Source organism: Vibrio sp. 1069 (genome assembly GCF_033340555.1).
Map to the genome: position 1 here is coordinate 241,580 of NZ_JAWOWP010000004.1, position 20,048 is coordinate 261,627.

Genomic DNA, 20,048 nt, shown 5'->3' on the forward strand with positions numbered 1-20,048 from the left:
AATGTATCAAACACAGGTGCAACTCGATGATAAAGATACAGAAAACTGTGAACATTAATCAGTTTACTGAACCTTATTCATATTAACCGCCGACTTTTTCACGCTTTTGAATGAGACCAAACAAAAACTTCTTAGCAGATTTTTGAATAAAAAATGAAATTTTAGAATTTCAGGTAATATAAACGCCCCGCCATAATGCTTGCATAACGATATCAATGGACGATGAGCAAGCACATGGCAACGAACGATTCAGTCACTTCTTTTCCTAAACCAAAGCCCCGGTTAGTTTCTGACAACCCAGTCGCTGGTGTTACTCGTTTTGCAAAGCAATCGCTACAGCCTGGTGAAGTCGCCTTAGTCGGTGCAGGACCAGGCGATCCTGAACTTCTGACGGTGAAAGCACTGAACTGCTTGCAGCAAGCTGATGTGGTTTTGTACGACTACTTGGTGTCTGAAGAAATCATGGCATTGATTCCAAGCGATACGATTTTGGTGTGCGTTGGGAAGAGAGCTGGGCATCACAGTGTGCCGCAGGAGAAGACGAATCAGCTTTTGGTGGATTTTGCCAAGCAGGGCTACAAAGTAGTGCGCATTAAAGGTGGGGATCCGTTTGTATTCGGTCGTGGTGGTGAAGAGTTAGAAGTGCTTGCTGATGCCGGCGTTCGTTTTCAAGTTGTCCCTGGCATTACCGCAGCAGCTGGCGCAACCGCTTATGCTGGTATTCCACTGACTCATCGTGATTATGCGCAATCGGCCATCTTTGTGACTGGCCACTTGAAAGAAGAAAGTGATGAGATGGATTGGTCCACGTTGGCGCGTGGGAATCAGACTTTAGTGATCTACATGGGGCTGATGAAATCACACTATATTCAGAATCAACTCATTAAGCATGGTCGTTCAGCGTCGACTCCGATTGCCATTATTGAGCGTGGCACGCAGATTCAACAAAAAGTATTTACGGGAGAACTCTCCCAACTCTCTGATTTATCGAAGGAAGCACAGTCGCCATCTTTGATTGTTGTCGGAGAGGTAGTGCGACTGTCTCAAAAGTTAGACTGGTTTTTGTCTAGTACTGAATTCAACAAAAGTGCTATTGCCAACTCCATATAATTTCAGACCAAAGATTAGAGACGTAATGCGCCTTCAAGCTTAAAAAGGAAATACAAAACATGGACCAACAACGTTTAACTCACCTTAAACAACTCGAAGCGGAGAGTATCCACATCATCCGTGAAGTTGCGGCTGAGTTTGATAACCCAGTCATGATGTATTCGATTGGTAAAGACTCATCAGTGATGCTGCACCTTGCGCGTAAAGCTTTTTACCCAGGTAAGATTCCATTTCCATTGCTGCATGTCGACACCGATTGGAAGTTCCGCGAGATGATTGAATTTCGTGATCGCACCGCGGCCAAATACGGTTTTGAGCTTTTGGTACATAAGAATCCAGAAGGTCTAGCCATGGGCTGTAGTCCGTTTGTTCATGGTTCTTCTAAGCACACTGACATCATGAAGACTCAAGGCTTAAAACAAGCGCTGAACAAGTACGGTTTTGATGCGGCCTTTGGTGGCGCGCGCCGCGACGAAGAGAAATCACGGGCGAAAGAGCGCGTGTATTCATTCCGCGATAAGAACCATACATGGGACCCTAAAAACCAACGTCCTGAGCTATGGAAGACGTACAACGGTCAGGTTAATAAGGGTGAGAGCATTCGTGTATTCCCGCTGTCTAACTGGACTGAGCTTGATATCTGGCAATACATCTATTTAGAAAACATCGAGATCGTGCCGCTTTACCTCGCGGACAAACGCCCAGTTGTTGAACGCGATGGCATGCTGATCATGGTTGATGATGATCGTATGGAGCTTCAACCGGGTGAAGTGATTGAAGAGAAGAGTGTGCGCTTCCGTACCCTTGGTTGTTATCCATTGACCGGGGCCATCGAGTCTGAAGCGAACACTTTAACTGGCATTATTGAAGAGATGCTGGTGGCAACGTCGAGTGAGCGCCAAGGCCGAGCGATCGACCACGATCAGTCAGGATCGATGGAGCTTAAGAAACGTCAAGGTTACTTCTAAAGGATCTAAGGAAAGATAATGAACAGTGCAGTTGAAGCTCAATTAGCCGAGCTTGGTATCGAAGGCTATTTAACACAACACCAGTACAAGTCGTTACTTAGATTCTTGACTTGTGGCTCGGTGGATGACGGTAAAAGTACATTAATCGGTCGCTTACTCCATGACTCAAAACAAATTTATGAAGATCAGCTAGCGGCAGTGCACTCAGACAGCCAACGTGTGGGTACCACGGGTGAAAAGCCTGACCTTGCGTTGTTGGTCGATGGCTTACAAGCTGAGCGTGAGCAGGGGATCACGATTGATGTGGCTTACCGCTATTTCTCGACGCAGAAACGTAAATTCATCATTGCAGATACTCCTGGACACGAGCAGTACACACGTAACATGGCTACAGGTGCATCGACATGTGACTTAGCTGTGATTCTGGTTGATGCACGTAAGGGCATTCTCGATCAAACTCGTCGTCACTCTTTCATTTCCAACCTATTGGGATTGAAGCACTTTGTTGTGGCGATCAACAAGATGGACTTAGTGGATTACTCCCAAGAGCGCTTTGAAGAGATCCGCGATGAGTATCTGAAGTTCTCTGAGAATCTGACAGGGGATATTGATATTCAAATCATCCCGATCTCAGCGCTTGAAGGGGACAATGTGGTGGATAAAGGCCAAAACCTGACTTGGTTTAAAGGCCCATCATTGCTTGAGCTTCTTGAAACGGTCGATGTGGATCAAGAAAAAGGCGCGGGTGAATTCCGCTTCCCTGTGCAATACGTTAATCGTCCTAACCTCGATTTCCGTGGTTTTGCGGGGACCATTTCTTCTGGTTCGATCAAAGTCGGTGATGCCATTAAAGCATTGCCATCGGGTAAAACGTCAACTGTGGCACGTATTGTGACCTTTGATGGTGATATCGAAGAAGCTCGTGCCGGATTAGCTGTCACTCTGACGCTAAGCGATGAGATCGATATTAGCCGTGGCGATTTGATTGTTCTAGATAATGCTCAAGTGGAAACCACAAACCATTTGCTTGCCGATGTGGTGTGGATGACAGAGCAACCCCTGCAACCGGGTCGTGACTATGACATCAAAATCGCAGGTAAGAAAACCGTAGGTCATGTTGAAGCGATTCGTCATCAATATGACATTAATAATCTCTCGACTCATAGCTCGGCAGAGCTGCCATTGAATGGTATTGGTTTGTGTGAATGGTCTCTTAATGAGTCAGTCGCGCTGGACAATTATCAAGACTGTGCAGATACCGGTGGCTTTATCATTATCGATCGTCTGACAAACGTGACGGTTGGTGCTGGCATGGTTAAAGAGAGCCTCGCCGTGGTTGAGCGCGATTTGACGGACATCTCTGCGTTTGAAGTTGAGCTTAATGCGCTTGTCCGTAAACACTTCCCACACTGGGAAGCAAAAGACGTCAGCCAGTTTCTGAAAAAGTAACTGGCTCACCCAAGTACGATAATTTCAGGCACTGTTTGCTGTTGTACTTGGGGTGTCGCTACCTAACTGAATTGCGAAATGTCGTTAGGTATTCTCCTAATACCAGAATGCTTCGGTGGAGCCCAAGAAACCGAGCATTCTGATGTTCTTTTCGCTTGCGCTGATTTTTGTCTGTTTGCTCGTTTGTCGGTGATTCATGGATAAATGAGTCGTTGTTGTGCCCTTTAGGGCTATTTGGTAAGGAAAGGCTATGTGGGAACAAGGGTTTGTGTTAGCGATTTTGCTTGGCATTATCACTTGCTTGCTTGTCACGAAAATTAAGCCTAGTTACGTCTTTGCGGGTGCCGCTTTTATTGCATTCATGGCTGGGATGATGGATTCAGCCACCATCGCATCCAATTTTACCAACTCTTCATTGTTAACCCTGGTTCTATTGATTCTTGCATCCTGTGCTCTAGAAAAAACACTGTTGATCAGTTGGGTGAGCCGAAGTATCTCTGAGGGCCAGTTAGGCAGCGTGATTGCTAAGCTCGGTGTGTCGACCGCCTTGCTTTCTTCATTTACGAATAATACCGCTGTGGTTGTCTCATTGATTGGGGCGATTAAGCGTAATCAGCAGCATGCACCTTCGAAATTACTTATTCCCTTGTCTTACGCCGCCATTTTTGGTGGCACGTTAACTTTGATTGGTACGTCGACTAACTTAATCATCAACAGCTTTGTCGAAGACGCAGGCTTACCGAGCCTGAGCTTTTTTACACCTACGATGATAGGTTTGGCTGTGCTGGTGGGAGGGATGCTGATTCTTATCCCACTGAGCTACTTGCTACCGAATTATGATGATCAAAACCAAGAAGATTTACCTTACTTTCTTGAGTCTCGCGTTGAGCCTGGCTCACCGCTAGTTGGGCGTACGATCAGCGAGAATAATTTACGTGCGCTGCGCAAACTGTTTCTTGCAGAAGTGGTGCGCGATGGTGTTACTGTTTCTTCTGTGGGACCGGATTTTGTGCTCAATGCAAAAGACCGCCTGTTATTTTGTGGCGATGTTGAGAGCGTCGCGACCCTGCAAGAAATTCCGGGCCTCAAGTTGTTTGGTCAGCAGCACTTAAATGGGCAAAACTTTATCGAAGTTGTGGTGAGCTCGTCGGCGACGTTTTGCTACAAAACCCTCAAAGAGAGCCGATTCCGCGACCGATTCGATGCCGTTGTTGTGGCGATTCGCCGAGGCCACGAACGCCTAGAAGGTGGCTTGGGTAGTATTACCTTAGCGCCAGGAGACACGTTAGTTCTGGTTCCAGGAAAGCGTTTTGAGTCTGAACGCCGAGCTCATCGTAAAGAGTTTGTTTTAGTGCATGACTTGGACTCTAGCGCTCGGCTTGATACGAATAAGTCTTCCATTGTATTACTGGGCTTTGCAGCCGTAATTGGATGCGCTCTATTAGAGTTAGTGCCGATTATTAAAGGTCTAGCTGCGTACCTTATCGCGCTTATTGCGTTTGGTATTGTGCAGATTTCAGAACTGCGCCGCCGTTTTCCGATCGATATCGTCGTGATTGTCGGTTCCGCTTTGTCTATTGCTCAACTGATGATCTCTTCTGGATTGTCAGAAAGAATGGGAGTGATGTTTATTGAAGCGTTTAATGGCTGGGGAGTATTTGGTGCCTTGGTGGCGACTTATATCATGACATTGGTACTCACTGAATTGGTGACAAACAATGCCGCGGCTGCGCTTTCTTTTCCTATCGGCTATAGCATGGCGGTGGGTTATGGCGTGGATCCGATGCCATTCATCATGGCGGTTTTGTTCGGCGCGAGTGCGAGCTTTATCTCTCCCTACGGTTACCAAACTAACCTGCTGGTGTACAGCGTAGGAAATTACAAATTGACCGACTACGTGAGAATTGGAGTGCCAATTTCGATTGTGTACTCTGTATTAGTACTTACTTTGATCCCGGTCTTTTTCCCGTTTTAATTCCGATATTTACAAGGATACGTTATGACTGCCGAAACGACGGTAAAAGATGAAAACATTGTTTGGCACCAGCATTCGGTTGATAAACAGCTTCGTGCTGAATTAAAGAAGCAAAAACCTGCCGTATTGTGGTTCACTGGTTTATCTGGAGCGGGTAAATCAACCGTAGCAGGGGCGTTGGAAAATCGCCTTGCAGCATTGGGTTACCACACCTATTTATTGGATGGTGACAATGTACGACATGGTTTGTGTAGCGATTTAGGTTTTTCTGAACAGGACCGTCGCGAGAACATTCGTCGTATTGGTGAACTGGCGAAGTTGATGGCAGATGCGGGTTTAATTGTTCTGTCGGCGTTTATTTCACCGCATCGTGCAGAGCGGAAGTTAGTGCGCGATTTATTGCCAGAAGGCGAGTTTATCGAAGTGTATGTCAATGCATCTCTAGAGGTTTGCGAAGGTCGAGATCCTAAGGGTTTATACCGTAAAGCCCGTGCGGGAGAGATTCCTAATTTCACTGGTATTGATTCGGAATATCAAGCGCCAGAGAACCCTGAAATCGATTTGCCCGCGGGAGAAAAGAGTGTCGATGAGCTGGTGGATTTGTGCTTAATCGATCTTAAACAACGCGGTGTGATCCGATAAAAAAGCATTTAGATCATAGGTGACCTAAAGCTCTTTGAGCAGCTGGAGAAGTATTTGGATCATAGGTGATCAAATGCTTCTCAAGCTGGCTAGACGGTATGATGAACCGTACTTTTAGCTTCACTATGGACACTAAATCTATGATTTAACAGTGCAAGCATTTGATCGTAGTATTCGGCATGTGGTTTGTTTCCGAGCAAGGTACAGAGCTCATTGCCTGTGGGTGTGAAGCGGTAATATAAAAGGCGGACACCTTTACTGTTTACGTTCAGTGACAAGTTTTTACCTTGGTAGGTGAGGACCAACGGTGTTTCGATACTAATTTCGCCAGATTCAAGTTCGGCACTGTGCAGCAGCCCTAATTCAATTAAGAGCAACAAGCTTGAATACGGCAGTTGAAAACTTCCCATATTTAGGCTGTTAGCGACGTCTCGCTTGCCGAAGCTAAATATGCCTCCTTGGGCTTTGTAACCAATCAGCAGTTTTCTGCTGTGATCCCCTCCAAAACTGCACGCTAAAGAGGCGGCTCTTTGCAGAGTTTGTGCTTCCTTTGGTGACATATCCTTGAGGGTTTTCAACGCTTTCATGGACGTTGAACCCGGATTGGTCACTTCACGCTTCATCACTTGAGCCCATAGCTTTTGCATCGCGCTGTTATGGATGTCTTGAGCCATCTCAAAAAATCGATGCAACCAATCTTGGTCTGGCTCTCCCGCTGTCTCATCTCGGCATGAACTGTGCGCTAATTTTAAAATCTGTTCTAAGTTTTTTTGTCGCTGTTCTTGGCGTCGTTGCTCTCGCAATTGGGCTCTTTCAAACGCAGATTTGGCTGGCGGTTCGGTTTGCAGTAAGGCGTCAAGACCGTGTATTTGGGCTATGGTTTTTACCTTACTAGCACTGTCTTTTATGTAGCCTTGTTTCTTTTCTTGTTGCGTATTTTTTTTTGTGTCTGACTGATGTTCGATGACAACAGGTTGCTTTGTCGGGTCTGCCATTCGTTTTCCTACCAAGAACTGCGCGGTTCGCACGTTTAAATTTACACCTTATCTGACCAAGCGACCAGACAGGAGTTCTCAGTTTTTGAACGAATAGGGCTATTCAAAATGATAATGAGTTGTTAAAATTGTTATCGTTATTTTGGAGGGGCTATGAAGTTCTCAGAAGCAGGTAAACTCAAAAAGCACCTGTCGATAGCGTTTCTTTTGGTTATTTATGTGGGCGTGTTAGCGTATTTATCTCGTTATATCGTGTAGCACAAAGCTAAAAAAGGCGCCAGTGTGACGCCTTAGGTGTAGCGAGGCTTATCGACGACTTAAATTACATATCGTCGTAGGCTTCTATTTCTGATCCCTCAATAACGTAAGCCGTTTCTGCCAGTTCGTGGTTTATCGTCTCGGTTTTCAACGTTCCAACCACATATATAACATCCCACAACTCTTGAACAGGCGCGCCTTTCGGAAACTTCACGTAAATGATCTGGTTTGGAGGCGGTGGTGGCACGTGAATACAAGCTCCAAAATATGGCACCAATAAAAATTCGGTGACGGTATCGGCATCACCTTCAAGTGGGATAACAAACCCCGGAATTTTAACTTGGCTTCCGTTCAGTTCTGGTCGAACGTTACCAATCTTGGACTGCTGGGCTGCGCCACCACTGTGATCAGATGCGGGCATGCCTATACTGTCGAACAATTTACGCTCTTTTTCTGGAACAAGGTCAATCCAGTCAAGCTTTAATGGTTCTTCGCTGGCCATAACAGGCGCTGTGAATGCGACGACCAGCAAGCAACTTGCGAGTATTTTTTTCCACATTTTATTAAATCCTTATTGTCATTCCGTCACTCAGTGACTGTCGGTAGGCGCGGAGTGCGGGAATGAAACCAATCACAATACCAGCGCATTGTACGAAACCTAATAGCATCCACTCATAAGTAGATAAGATGCTTAAGGTGAGATGTATTCCATAGTGCTGTTGGATGATCGGCTGCGCGATAGCAAGAATGGCATACAGCCCAGTAACGCCAGTAATAATACCAGCAGCAGTAAGCAAGCTGGCTTCACTAATTAAGAGTGAGAAAACATGACGAGGCCTTGCTCCCATGGCACGCAAAATCGCCATTTCACGGCGGCGTTCCTGTAGGCTAGTTAATAGACTGCTTAACATACCTAACAACCCTGCGATCACGACAAAACCAGATACTGCCATTAGGGCTTGCTCTGCAACCGACATCATTCCCCATAACTCATGCAACGCAACGCCGGGCATAATGGCGCTGAGCGGCTCTTTGGGGTAGGTGTTAATTTGTCTTTGCAGGGCGAAAGTTTGAATACGAGATTTCAAACCAACGAGCATAGCGGTAATTTGTTTGGGCTGAAAGTCTCTGTTTTTGAGATCTTGTGCCTTGGGTGTCGGGCCCAAACGCGCACCACTTTCCCATCCGACGTGAATGGCTTCGATGGCTTCCAATGATACATGGACAGTTTTGTCGACTGGTGTTCCTGTAGGTGCAAGGATACCGACAACTTTAAATGGCAGATTGTCATGACGGCTAAAGCCAACGTCGCTAATGCCGTGGGCAATGATGATTTCGCTACCGATATCATAACCAAGTTGTTTAGCGACATCAGAACCTAGCACGGTTTCAAATAAACCATTGAATTCTCTACCCTTGCCAAATGTTAGTGGTTGCTTACTTCCAAACTTGTAATGCTCAAAGTAACTGTGATTGGTTCCCATAACTCGGAAGCCTTTATGCGAGTCGCCAAGCGAGATTGGAATAGCCCAATCGACTGAACGATGATTGGCAAACTCTTGGTAGCTTTTCCAATCGATGTTGTTGGTCGCATTACCAATACGAAACACAGAATAGAGCAATAGGTTCACTTGCCCAGAGCGTCCACCAATAATGAGGTCTGTGCCTGAAATTGTATTGGCGAAGCTATCCTTGGCTTGAGTTCGGATACGCTCGACGCCCAAGAGGAGTACCACAGAAATCGCAACGGTCATGATGGTTAGAATTGCCGTCGCTTTGCGGTTCATCAAGCTTTTCCAGGCGAGCTTTACAACAGCACTCATGATATGGCTCCTAGGCTAGATACTTGATTAATGTCGGGTAGATTGAGCGTGCGATCGAATAAGGGTTCGAGTGTTGGGTCGTGGCTAACGAATACCAGTGTGGCATTGGCTTGATTCGCTTGCTCCATAAGGAGCTCAATAAATGCTTTACGATTGTCATAGTCTAAAGCTGAGGTTGGTTCGTCAGCGATCACTAACTCTGGATGTCCTATCAGAGCTCGAGCCGCAGCCACACGTTGTTGTTGACCAATACTCAATTCAGAGACAGGGCGTGTATGAAGCTCGTTTGGCAAGTGCAGTCGTTCTAGTAGGGCCTGAGCCTGTTCATTTAACGTTTGAGATGAGGCACCTAAATGGGCACGGTCACGTCGTATTTTACTGAACTGACATGGCAATAATACGTTTTCAAGTACGTTAAGGTACGGCAATAAATTGAACTGTTGAAAGATGTAGCCAATATGATTGGCGCGAAAGCGGTCTCTCTGACTGGCACTTAAACTAGCAAGGTCAGTATCGAGTACAGATAGAGAGCCTGAAGTTAATGTGTTAATCCCCGTCAACAAAGCGAGCAAGGTCGATTTACCGCAGCCACTTGGACCTTTGATAAACACATGCTCGCCTTGTGTAATGTGTAATTTGGGGATGTGGATGGTTGCGTTGGTTGAACCGGGCCAGAAAAATTGGGCATCCTCTAGCTCGACAACATTTGGTGTGGTTTCAGTCATATTAAATCACCAAAGCTGTGGCGTGTAAGTGGGTACTTACACGCCACTCGTGTTATTTGATTACGATTTGGGTGTTATCTTTGCTTAATTTAATTGCTGATTGCATGGTATCAGTGAATATATTGACGCTGATGGACTCTGTAGTTGGGAATTGGTTAAACCAATCGGTTTGGATTTGGCTAAGCTGATTAACTTGTTCGCAACTGAAGCGATATTGCACCGAAAATTCACCGTGACCGCCATGATCGTGCGCCTCATCATGATCGTCATGGTGGTCATGTTTATCATTATGATCATGATGTTCGTGCCCTTCATGATCGTGATGTGCATGGTCATCATGGTCGTGCTCACTATGATCATGTTCCTCATGAGTTTCGCTTAGGTTGTGGCTCACGTAAGCTTCTTCAATATTACAATCAGCTTGTGAGTTAATAGCGAACAATGCGTTGCTGTCTTCGAGTGTAGCGACGGCTTGTTTAAGCGCTTGCTCTTGTTGCGCGTTTTCTGGAGCATGCTCGAAACCCACAACATCAGCTCCAGGAGCTGTGATCTCTACTAACAGATCTTTGCCATCTTGGGCGATATTAAACTCGACGTGACCATGCACATGAGCACCATGCTGGCGGTATTCGTTTGCATTCGCTGCTGTCGATAAAGTGAGGCCAATAGCAAGGGCTAAAACGTGTTTTGATGACATTGTATTTTTCCTAATTTTACTGGCATTAACCAAAGGCGGTATTGCTCAGATTCGAGTTTCACTAAGTTATTGTTCCCTGACACACTAGGTGCGGGAATGAACTCAATAATTTTGAGTGTGGAATAGTTTGGAAATTAAGCAAAATAAGGAGGGGCACGAGCAGCGCCAAGAACTTCTTCGCCGTACACGAGATGCAAAAAAACATGATGATGCTGGGCGCGCGTAAAAGTCGGTGTAGAGAGGGTTGGTTGTACCTTTGCTATACCGTGCTGAACACCAGAAAATAATTGGCAATGATGATGGGTATGATGGTCGGGCGTCAGATCGACTTGATGGAGTACGACCGCAAAGTTCCAAGCGATCAGCAACGCAACACTGAAAAATAAAGCAGTGCGATACCAATATCTTAGTATTTTTTGCTGGTGGTGGTACATCTGAGCTCCTCTTACCGACTGTTATAATATAACACCCATAATGAATAAAAGTTCACTCTTTTGTTGGCTAGCAGAAAAATTTAACTCAACACATACGTGCCGAAAAATATTGGTAATACTCTCTGATGGAAGTGTCGCACTTATAAAGAGCAGAGTTATCACTGCCCATGCTTCTAATCAAATTCATATAGCTCCTTACAACAAGAACAAGGAGCCATTCAATGAAGCTAGATGTTCTGTTTAATAAGCTCAATGACTTTTGTTATCTCATCTTGCTCAAGTGCGCCCTCTTTGACAAACAGAACTTTGCCCGTTTTGTCTTGAACAATAATGGCCGAGCTTTCTTCTTTCAGGTCCCAAGTATTAGCAACTACGCCATTTTCATCAAGAACCATGGATGACCAAGGAAACTCTTTTTTGCTGTCTTGAGCTGAAGACTTCACGAAAGAGCCTGTCCCCCAAATTGCATCATCTTGGTTGATGATAGTCGTCGTCTGGTAGCTTTCTTGTGGAAAATTTGCCGCTGTTATTGCCGACATTAAAGGGGCATTCATTTCTTTTGAACTGCTACGGCCTGCAATGGCTTGAATGACACGAACTTTGCCTTGCATATGTTGAGTTGCCCAGGGTTGGTATGCAACGCCTTCGCCTTGTAAAACAATCTCGCCGTAAGCGGCAACATTGACAGGAGGAACGCTTTTTCCCACTGACAAGTTGTGTGCAAAGGTCAAGCTTGGCGTTAAGGCCAGTAATAGAGGTAGGAGAGTCTTAGTTTTCATATTGTTATATTCCGTACGAGGTTTGGAAGCTTCCAGTATATATCCAGAACCTAGAAATTTGTAGGACCGTTGATAACATTTATTTAACGTATGGAGTGGTGTAATCTTGCGTTATATTTAGAATTTGCTAAAATGAGTTCCGTCGCAAATTGCGCATTAAGATTGCAGAGGAAAAATAAGCAATCCGTGTTTTCTCAAAGGAATTGAGGTGAGTTATGCTACGTGAGTTTGCTGTATATCGACCATTACAAGTGGCCCGTTTTGTTAAAACGTTGTTCAAAGGTCAGTTTTTTATTGTTGGGGTTGGCTGTTTTCAGTTCGACAATGGCAAAGTGTTACTACCTGACGTCAACGATCATAAAAGGCTCACCATCTTTAAAGAAGTCAACCAAGTGATAGCATCATTATCGGCTTAGTTAGCTTGGTACCCACTTAGATTTAGAAAAGAGCGACCATATCGGTCGCTCTTTTTGTTGCTGGTTAGGTTTATCCTTGGAGGCTTGGTGGGAAGCAAACTCCCGTTCCTCCGATGCCACAGTAACCATCAGGGTTTTTCGCCAAATATTGCTGGTGGTAGGTTTCCGCAAAGTAATACGGACCTGCTGGTTGTATTTCGGTGGTGATGTTCGCGCGTTGCTCTTCTTGCAGTGCTTGTTGATACAAGAGTTTCGATTTCTCTGCGCTCTCGAGTTGCTCCGTCGAATAAGTGTAAATTGCAGAACGATATTGAGTACCTAAGTCGTTACCTTGACGCATTCCCTGAGTTGGGTCGTGTTTTTCCCAAAAAACAGCCAGTAGCTTTTCTAATGAGATGACGCGTTCATCGAAAACGACTCGTACGACTTCTGTATGACCCGTTTTACCTGTACAGACCTCTTCATAGGTGGGATTGGGTGTATATCCCCCAGCGTAACCGACCGAAGTGGATACAACGCCGTCGAGTTGCCAAAATACGCGCTCAGCGCCCCAAAAACAGCCCATTCCGAGCAAAATCTGCTGTTGGTGTGACGTCAGAGGCGCCTTTAGGTTAGATTTATTTACAAAATGATGATCGTCAATCTGCATTGGTTGATCTCTACCTGGCAAGGCATCTTCTATACTGATCAATGTTTGTTTGTTGAGCATGGTATTTGTCCTTCAATACGTGTCTTAAATTTGCGAACTTTTTCATTTCGTCTGTATCTGATGCTGTGATGACATAGACCGCGTTAAACCTATTAATATTACAGACTTAGAATCTAATTGGCGTTATCATTATTTACGTTTACTTAACCTCATTCAGCCATAAAAGCATGATAAAAAAAGCTCTCCCCACCATTGTTGGCCTATTTGCCTTTTCTCATGGTGCCTATGCCGATGTTTCTTTGACTTTGAAAGGCATTGATGGCGCTTTAGAAGAGAATGTCAGTGCGTATCTGTCATCTATTCCAGAGAAGGATTACTCCACTTCTCTGCGTTTTCAAGCGAGATTAGATCAAAGTATCACTGAAGCGCTTAACGCGCTTGGGTATTATCATGCAAAAATTTCATACTCTATTCCTGAAGCGAATGATGAGTTAATTGTGCTCATCAAGCCGGGCTTGCCAGTGAAAGTGAAAGTCATGGATGTGGTCATCACTGGAGAGGCCAAGGACGATGAAGAGTTTGCAAAACTTATTGAGAGCTCTCCGCTCAAAGTTGGCCAAGTTTTGAATCAAGGCCAATACGACAGCCTTAAGTCAGGCATTCGTAACTTGGCGCTTCAGCGTGGTTACTTCAATGGTGAGTTTACGCTAAGTCGATTAGAGGTTATCCCTGATCTGAACGAAGCTAATGTCCGTTTGCACTACAGCAGTGGAATACGTTTCAATTTTGGCGACGTTTCTTTTATTGGCAACCACATCTGGGAAGACCGTGTCGCATCACTACAACCTTTTAAAGAAGGGGACCCATACAACGTTTCGAAGCTGGGCGAGTTTAACCAGAAGCTATCAAATACGGAGTGGTTTTCCTCAGTTTTTGTTGAGCCTGAATTGGATAGGCTTGATGATGGCCGAGACTTGCCAATTAAAGTGTCTTTATCTCCTGCTTCTAAGAATCAGATCGAGACGGGTATTGGTTACTCAACGGATGTCGGCGTTCGAGGAACGTTGAAGTGGAAGAAACCTTGGGTGAGCTCCCGAGGACACAGTTTCAACACCGCTTTATCCCTATCTAAGCCAGAGCAAACCGTGACTGCTTCTTACAAAATTCCTTTAGAAGATGTCGCTAACGATTATTATCAAGTTCAATATGGGCTTAAAAACCTAGACAACCGTGACACACAGAGTATCGAGTCTAACCTTGCAGTGGAACGTCATTGGTTAGCAGACGGTGGTTGGCATAATACCGTTTATGTTCGTCATTTGTACGAGAGCTTTACGCAAGGTTTACAAGATGATGAATTCAACTTCGTACTTCCAGGTGCGACATTTTCTCGGACTAGGGTTCGAGGGGGCAATATGCCAATGTGGGGAGACAAGCAAAGCATCACTATTGAGTATGGTGATACCGCTATGCTTTCTGAAACTAGAGTGCTCCGCTTAATTGGCTCGACTTCTTGGATTCGTGGTATTGGAGAGAATCATCGTGGTTTGTTCCGCTTAGAAGGTGGTGCGAATATTACCGATGAACTTGAAAAACTATCACCGTCGCTGCGTTTCTTCGCTGGTGGTGACAATAATATTCGTGGTTACGGCTATGAATCTATTTCACCTGTGGATGAGAGTGGTGCTTTGACGGGTGGTAAATACATTGTTAGCAGTACATTAGAATACCAATATCGTGTTTATGGAAACTGGTGGGCTGCAACGTTTTACGATATTGGTGATGCGTTTAATGAAACACCAGATTGGAAATCAGGCGCAGGTGTTGGTATCCGCTGGGCGTCTCCGGTGGGCCCTGTTAGTTTTGATTTTGCATGGGGGTTGGATGCAAAACCAGAACGAGAGTTTCGTATCCACTTCTCATTGGGGCCTGAGCTATGATCAAAATGATGTTTAAGTGGACCAAATGGCTGTCGCTCAGTTTGATTGGTCTATTGCTGTTGCTCATCATTATTGTCGCGACAGTTTTATTTACCCACCCAGGCCTCAAATTTGCCTTGTGGGGAGCCGAAAAAGCACTACCACAATTGCAGATTGAAAAAGTGCAGGGTTCATTGTTTCCTCGCTTCGAACTGCATAACGTCAGTTTTGTCGATGAGTCTTTGAATATCGACGCCAAAGTCGAGCGTTTAGCATTGGCAGTGAACTTCCGCTGTTTCTTTGACCCTAAGGTCTGTGTCGATGAGTTAAGACTGCAGGGGCTTGACTTTAAGATGCCAGAGCTACCGCCAGCAAGCGAGGAGCAAGAGGAAACACCACCACTGCGTTCTATCAGTACGCCAGTGCCAATTTTTGTTAATAAAGTCAGCTTTAATGACATCAATGTCAATGTGCTGGGCAATCAAATTGATTGGCAAACATTCTCGACCGCTTTGTCGATGCAGGGTGATCGTTTGGTGATCGCACCTACCGCGTTGAAAGACATTAATGTGGCTTTAGCACCAAGTGAGGCTGAACCTGAAGCGGCTGCCGAGGAGCCGAAAGAAACTGACGTTACGCCGCAAGATATTGTGTTACCCGAAGTATGGATTCCACTGACGGTTGAAGCGCGTCGTCTTGATATTCACAATTTCAAACTGGCGGGTGAAACGCCAGTGATCGTCAATCATCTTGGTTTGGTTGCAAGAGCAGGCGGTGAACGTGTTGATGTCAAAACGTTAGAGCTCGACATGCCAGAAGTGGAAGGCAAGTTGAGCACACAAGTGACGCTTTCTTCTGATTACCCTATCAAAGCGCAATTGGACGCGTTAGTGAAGCAAGCGGATGCGAAGGGACAAAAACTGTCGCTTTCGGTCTCGGGTTCGGTTGGTGATTTGTCACTAAATGCTACGCTTTCTGAGCTTGTACAAGCGGAGATCAAAGGTGATATTCAACCGCTTAAAACGCAGTTACCGTTTGATGTCGCGATTAAAAATGTACAGGCGCAATGGCCGCTATTTGGACAAAGCGATTACCAGGTTTCTGTACCAAGCTTGGCGGCAAAAGGCTCACTTGATGGCTACGAAGTCGCATTAGAAACCAAAGCTTCGGGCAAAGATATTCCCGCCGTTGATGTCGCACTAAACGGCAAAGGTACGTTAGAGCAAATTGACCTCGAAAGCCTTGTAGTGAAAACCTTAGGGGGCGAACTCTCTGGGAAAGTCATGGCCAATTGGGCCGCGCCAATCAACTGGCAAGCTGACTTAAACCTGAAGAACATTCAACCAGGATTGCAGTGGAAAGAAGCCGAAGGGGATATCAGCGGTAATCTTTCGACTTCGGGGTCGTTAACAGAACAAGGCGGTTGGCAAGTCAGTTTGCCTAAGTTAGACATTGACGGCATTTTGCGAGGGTATCCGCTGAATGTTGAAGGGCAACTTGAAGCGTCTGATAAGAACGGCAAAGGCGAAGACATCCAACTTACCACTCAGGGTTTAGCGCTTTCTCATGGCCCGAACCAACTGAGTGCAAAGGGTAAGATCGATAAGCAAATTCTGATGGATGTTGAGGTTAACTTCCCTGATTTTGCAAAAAGTGTTCCGGACCTTGCAGGTAAAATGCAAGGTAAAGTCGCACTACGTGGTAGCTTGAAAGAACCAGACATCAATCTTGATCTCGCTTTAAATCAGATAAACTGGCAGCAACAGGCGAACGTAGAAACGATCACCTTAAAGGGTGATGTGAAGCCTCTGCCAGCACCAAAAGCGAACATAAGCCTAATTGCGAACAACATTACCTATGACGACATAAAAGTTGATAGTGCTGACCTTGAAGTCTCTGGGGATGAAAAACTGCATCAACTGACGCTCGATGTAGTGTCTGACCTGGTGTCGACCAGTTTAGAAATTGAAGGGACATTCCAGCAGAAACCAGAAATGATTTGGGATGGGGCGCTGCGCCGCTTGACGCTGAGCTCGCAACAAGGCCCGTGGGCGTTGCAAAAATCGACCGCGGTGAAGGTCAATATCGACAAACAGATCGCGAACGTTCAAGCGCATTGTTGGTTGCAAGCGGAGTCGAGCGTATGTCTAACCGAAGACATTAGTGTCGGTAAGAGTGGCCAGGCGAAGTTAGCTATCAATGATTTTGATTTTGACCAAATCAAACAATTCCTGCCGCCAGAAACCAAGCTGCAAGGCTCGGTTAATGCACAGGCTTTTGCTAAATGGGCACCAGAGAAAAAGCCTGAAGTAACCTTAAGTGTCAATATGCCAAAAGGCCAAATTGAACAAGCGCTTGAACAGCCAATTAAAGTCGGTTGGGAAAGCTTCAACTTTAAAGCAGCATTAGCGAAAGACAAGCTTGATGCCGAGTGGCTATTTGATGTGAAAGATAACGGTGACTTGTCTGGTAAGGTTTCTTTACTGAATGTCTCGTCTGAAAAGCCCACTATTGATGGTAAGGTTTCACTCTCTACGTTCCACTTGGATTTCTTGGCACCGTTGATTGGTGAGTACAGCTTGTTTAAAGCAAACATGAATACTGACCTAGCGATATCAGGTGACGTCATGCATCCGAAGGTGAATGGTCAGTTCTTGATTGACCAAATGAAGCTACAGGGTGAAGTCACACCGATAGATATAAACTCAGGGCAGGTCGTCATCAACTTTAAAGGCCATCAAGCGGACTTGGATGCCGGAATTTTAACCCCGGATGGTGAGTTGAACGTTACCGGTGATGCCGACTGGCAGGACTTACAGAACTGGCGTACTAAAGCGCGTGTATTTGCTAAAGAGCTCAATGTTGATTTGCCTCCAATGGTAAAAATCAAAGTTGAGCCTGACATGACAATAGATGTGACTCCTCAGCTTGCGAAAATTGAGGGTGATATTAATTTGCCATGGGGCAGAATTGTCGTCGAAGAGCTTCCACCAAGTGCGGTAGGCGTATCGAGTGATACCGTTATTCTCGATAAAAACTTGCAGCCAGTGGACGATGTGGCTGCGATGCCGTTTGATGTGGAAACGAACATCAACATTAAAATTGGTGATGACTTCCAACTTGCCGCTTTTGGCTTAAAAGGTGGGTTGAAAGGGAACCTAAACGTGACACAAAAAGACAAAGGTCCTTTCATCGTTGGTGAAGTGAATGTTGTCGACGGTTCTTATCGTTCGTTTGGTCAGGACTTATTGATTAAAGAAGGTAAGATTCTGATGAATGGTCCACCAGATCAACCTTACTTGTCTATCAAAGCGATTCGTAATCCAGACAATACCCAAGATGATGTCATTGCGGGGGTACAAGTGTCAGGCCCAGCATCTGATCCGAGTATAGAAATTTTCTCAGAGCCCGCGATGAACCAAGCCAATGCACTTTCTTATCTACTTCGTGGTCAAGATATTGATGGTGAAGCCGGTGGTAATGCAATGACGACTACCTTAATTGGTTTAAGCTTGGCGAAGAGTGGGCGTGTGGTTGGTGAAATCGGTGAAGCCTTTGGCGTACAGGATTTACAGCTGGACACTGCTGGGTCGGGCGATGATTCGCAAGTGACGGTGAGTGGTTATATTCTGCCTGGTTTGCAGGTGAAATATGGTGTCGGCATCTTTAACTCCCTAGGTGAGTTCACTGTGCGTTACCGATTGATGCAAGACTTGTATTTAGAAGCGGTATCTGGTGTAGATAGCGCCGTTGACCTACTCTATCAGTTTGAGTTCGATTAAAGTGCTTTAACCTAAGCATACACAGTCATGACTAAGGAGTGGTTATGCAGCATTTGATTTTTGTCTACGGCACGTTACGCAAGGGAGAGTACAACCATCAGTATTTGCGCTCGGCGCAGTTTCTTGGTTTACATGAAACGGATGCTCAATTTGCAATGTATGACTTAGGCCCTTATCCAGCGTTGTCTGTTGGGCAACGCTCGATTCAAGGTGAAGTGTATCTGATTGATGATGAAACCTTATCTGAGCTAGATAGGTTAGAAGATGTGCCAGTGGAATATCGCCGAGAGAGCATCGTCACGCCGTTTGGCCAAGCTTGGATCTACTTATATCAAGATACTGAGCAATTAACCGAAGAAATCGCTTCCGGCGATTGGTGTCAAAAGGTGTGAGCTATACTGACATTATCAATAGCAACGAGCTAAACACTAAGGAGTCACGATGAAAACATTCGTAATTGGAGTAATGGCGTTGCTTCTTGCTGCATGCGCACAAACAACACTACCGACTTCGAATAATGTGACCGATTGGCAAGTGTTTGGTAAGCAGTCAGCTTTAGATGGATTACGGGAGTTATCTGAGGAGCGAATTGCGAAGCTGGATGATGTTAACCATGCGACGCCAGAACTGATAATGGCTTATCAAGCGGGTTACCAGCAAGGCAAGCAAGAGTATTGTGAGCAAAGTGCTTATATGCTCGGTGTTATCGGGCGTCCGTATTTTGGCATTTGTGATGATGTTGACCCCTTCTTTCAACATGACTACGACGCTGGACGAATGTCTTCAGCAGGCGCACCTATCTAGTTGACACAGGTAAGATGAAAGCAAAAGAGCTGCCCTAGAGCAGCTCTTTTTAATTTTGTATCAGCAGTGATGCTTATTTTTTCTGAGCTCGCTCGTAAGATTCTAGGATTTCAGCTTTAGCGGCAGCAACATCTGCCCACCCATCCACTTTCACCCATTTGCCTGCTTCAAGCTCTTTGTAACGCTCAAAGAATTGCGTGATCTGCGCTTTCAGTAGTTCTGGGATATCGTCCACATCTTGGATGTGCTCGTACTCTTTCGAGATTTTTGAGTGGGGAACCGCAAACACTTTTGCATCTTCACCCGATTCATCTGTCATCTTCAAAACGCCAACAGGACGGCAGCGAATGACTGAACCTGGCATGAGTGGGTATGGTGTTGGTACCAATACGTCGACTGGGTCGCCATCAAGAGACAGGGTATTGTTCACGTAGCCATAGTTGCATGGGTAGAACATTGGTGCAGACATGAAACGGTCGACAAATACAGCACCAGAGTCTTTATCTACTTCGTACTTGATTGGATCTGCATTTGCTGAAATTTCGATAACGACATAGATATCTTCAGGCAGCGACTTGCCTGCTGGTACATGGTTTAAGCTCATTAGAATATTCCTTTTCATT

The 20,048-nt window shown here is 45.4% G+C and carries 19 protein-coding genes; 10 read left to right on the forward strand and 9 right to left on the reverse strand.

What is annotated here, in order from left to right; translation table 11 throughout:
* Nucleotides 1-234 precede the first annotated feature (234 nt).
* From cobA to cysC, 5 genes are all read left to right on the forward strand, one after another.
* The gene (gene cobA / locus R7040_RS09155; protein ID WP_031780800.1) at nt 235-1,110 is read left to right on the forward strand and encodes a uroporphyrinogen-III C-methyltransferase; all 876 of its coding nucleotides are present in this window, start codon (nt 235-237) and stop codon (nt 1,108-1,110) included.
* Nucleotides 1,111-1,169: 59 nt separating this feature from the next.
* Complete coding sequence (gene cysD / locus R7040_RS09160; protein WP_005379592.1) at nt 1,170-2,078, forward strand: sulfate adenylyltransferase subunit CysD; 909 nt, start codon at nt 1,170-1,172, stop codon at nt 2,076-2,078.
* A gap of 18 nt (nt 2,079-2,096) precedes the next feature.
* Nucleotides 2,097-3,527, forward strand: a complete 1,431-nt coding sequence (cysN, locus tag R7040_RS09165; protein WP_017633444.1) for a sulfate adenylyltransferase subunit CysN — start codon at nt 2,097-2,099, stop codon at nt 3,525-3,527.
* 250 nt (nt 3,528-3,777) lie between these two features.
* A complete protein-coding gene (locus R7040_RS09170) occupies nt 3,778-5,502 on the forward strand; it encodes an SLC13 family permease (RefSeq protein ID WP_005379596.1) in 1,725 nt (574 codons plus the stop codon).
* Nucleotides 5,503-5,526: 24 nt separating this feature from the next.
* On the forward strand, nt 5,527-6,144 hold the full coding sequence (gene cysC / locus R7040_RS09175) for an adenylyl-sulfate kinase (RefSeq protein WP_104975808.1): 618 nt from the start codon (nt 5,527-5,529) through the stop codon (nt 6,142-6,144).
* An 89-nt stretch (nt 6,145-6,233) separates the two neighbouring features.
* On the opposite strand, the gene R7040_RS09180 is transcribed toward cysC, so the two are convergent.
* The 7 genes from R7040_RS09180 to R7040_RS09210 form a co-directional block, all read right to left on the reverse strand.
* Nucleotides 6,234-7,139 (reverse strand): TIGR03899 family protein, encoded by a 906-nt coding sequence (locus R7040_RS09180; protein ID WP_005379599.1) that lies wholly within the window; start codon nt 7,137-7,139, stop codon nt 6,234-6,236.
* Nucleotides 7,140-7,461: 322 nt separating this feature from the next.
* On the reverse strand, nt 7,462-7,956 hold the full coding sequence (locus R7040_RS09185) for a DUF3299 domain-containing protein (protein ID WP_005379600.1): 495 nt from the start codon (nt 7,954-7,956) through the stop codon (nt 7,462-7,464).
* Nucleotides 7,957-7,960: 4 nt separating this feature from the next.
* Nucleotides 7,961-9,220, reverse strand: coding sequence for an ABC transporter permease (locus R7040_RS09190; protein WP_053306844.1), 1,260 nt, complete (start codon nt 9,218-9,220; stop codon nt 7,961-7,963).
* The gene (locus R7040_RS09195; protein ID WP_042522447.1) at nt 9,217-9,945 is read right to left on the reverse strand and encodes an ABC transporter ATP-binding protein; all 729 of its coding nucleotides are present in this window, start codon (nt 9,943-9,945) and stop codon (nt 9,217-9,219) included. Before R7040_RS09195 ends, R7040_RS09190 begins: the two co-directional genes overlap by 4 nt.
* Before the next feature lie 52 nt (nt 9,946-9,997).
* Entirely contained in the window at nt 9,998-10,642 is a 645-nt protein-coding gene (gene zrgA, locus R7040_RS09200) for a zinc uptake protein ZrgA (protein WP_053349701.1), read from the reverse strand.
* Between the two features lie 134 nt (nt 10,643-10,776).
* Complete coding sequence (locus R7040_RS09205; protein WP_080996158.1) at nt 10,777-11,076, reverse strand: DUF2607 family protein; 300 nt, start codon at nt 11,074-11,076, stop codon at nt 10,777-10,779.
* 227 nt (nt 11,077-11,303) lie between these two features.
* Complete coding sequence (locus R7040_RS09210; RefSeq protein WP_005383122.1) at nt 11,304-11,855, reverse strand: YtfJ family protein; 552 nt, start codon at nt 11,853-11,855, stop codon at nt 11,304-11,306.
* 215 nt (nt 11,856-12,070) lie between these two features.
* Here R7040_RS09210 and R7040_RS09215 point away from each other — a divergent pair, with 215 nt between their 5' ends.
* Nucleotides 12,071-12,271, forward strand: coding sequence for a DUF1107 domain-containing protein (locus R7040_RS09215; RefSeq protein ID WP_005379612.1), 201 nt, complete (start codon nt 12,071-12,073; stop codon nt 12,269-12,271).
* Between the two features lie 70 nt (nt 12,272-12,341).
* On the opposite strand, the gene msrA is transcribed toward R7040_RS09215, so the two are convergent.
* Entirely contained in the window at nt 12,342-12,980 is a 639-nt protein-coding gene (gene msrA / locus R7040_RS09220; RefSeq protein WP_017633451.1) for a peptide-methionine (S)-S-oxide reductase MsrA, read from the reverse strand.
* 167 nt (nt 12,981-13,147) lie between these two features.
* Between msrA and R7040_RS09225 the strand changes: the two genes are divergently transcribed.
* From R7040_RS09225 to R7040_RS09240, 4 genes are read left to right on the forward strand one after another with little or no spacing between them, the layout of a single operon-like run.
* Nucleotides 13,148-14,860 carry an autotransporter assembly complex protein TamA gene (locus tag R7040_RS09225; RefSeq protein ID WP_065274120.1) on the forward strand — a complete coding sequence of 571 codons (1,713 nt, stop codon included), beginning with the start codon at nt 13,148-13,150 and terminating at the stop codon, nt 14,858-14,860.
* Nucleotides 14,857-18,621, forward strand: coding sequence for a translocation/assembly module TamB domain-containing protein (locus R7040_RS09230; protein WP_318096702.1), 3,765 nt, complete (start codon nt 14,857-14,859; stop codon nt 18,619-18,621). Before R7040_RS09225 ends, R7040_RS09230 begins: the two co-directional genes overlap by 4 nt.
* Before the next feature lie 44 nt (nt 18,622-18,665).
* The gene (locus R7040_RS09235; protein ID WP_025768359.1) at nt 18,666-19,013 is read left to right on the forward strand and encodes a gamma-glutamylcyclotransferase; all 348 of its coding nucleotides are present in this window, start codon (nt 18,666-18,668) and stop codon (nt 19,011-19,013) included.
* A gap of 49 nt (nt 19,014-19,062) precedes the next feature.
* Nucleotides 19,063-19,425 (forward strand): DUF2799 domain-containing protein, encoded by a 363-nt coding sequence (locus R7040_RS09240; RefSeq protein WP_025768360.1) that lies wholly within the window; start codon nt 19,063-19,065, stop codon nt 19,423-19,425.
* Nucleotides 19,426-19,498: 73 nt separating this feature from the next.
* Here the strand turns inward: R7040_RS09240 and ppa are convergent, their stop codons facing one another.
* Complete coding sequence (gene ppa, locus R7040_RS09245) at nt 19,499-20,029, reverse strand: inorganic diphosphatase (protein ID WP_318096703.1); 531 nt, start codon at nt 20,027-20,029, stop codon at nt 19,499-19,501.
* Nucleotides 20,030-20,048 lie beyond the last annotated feature (19 nt).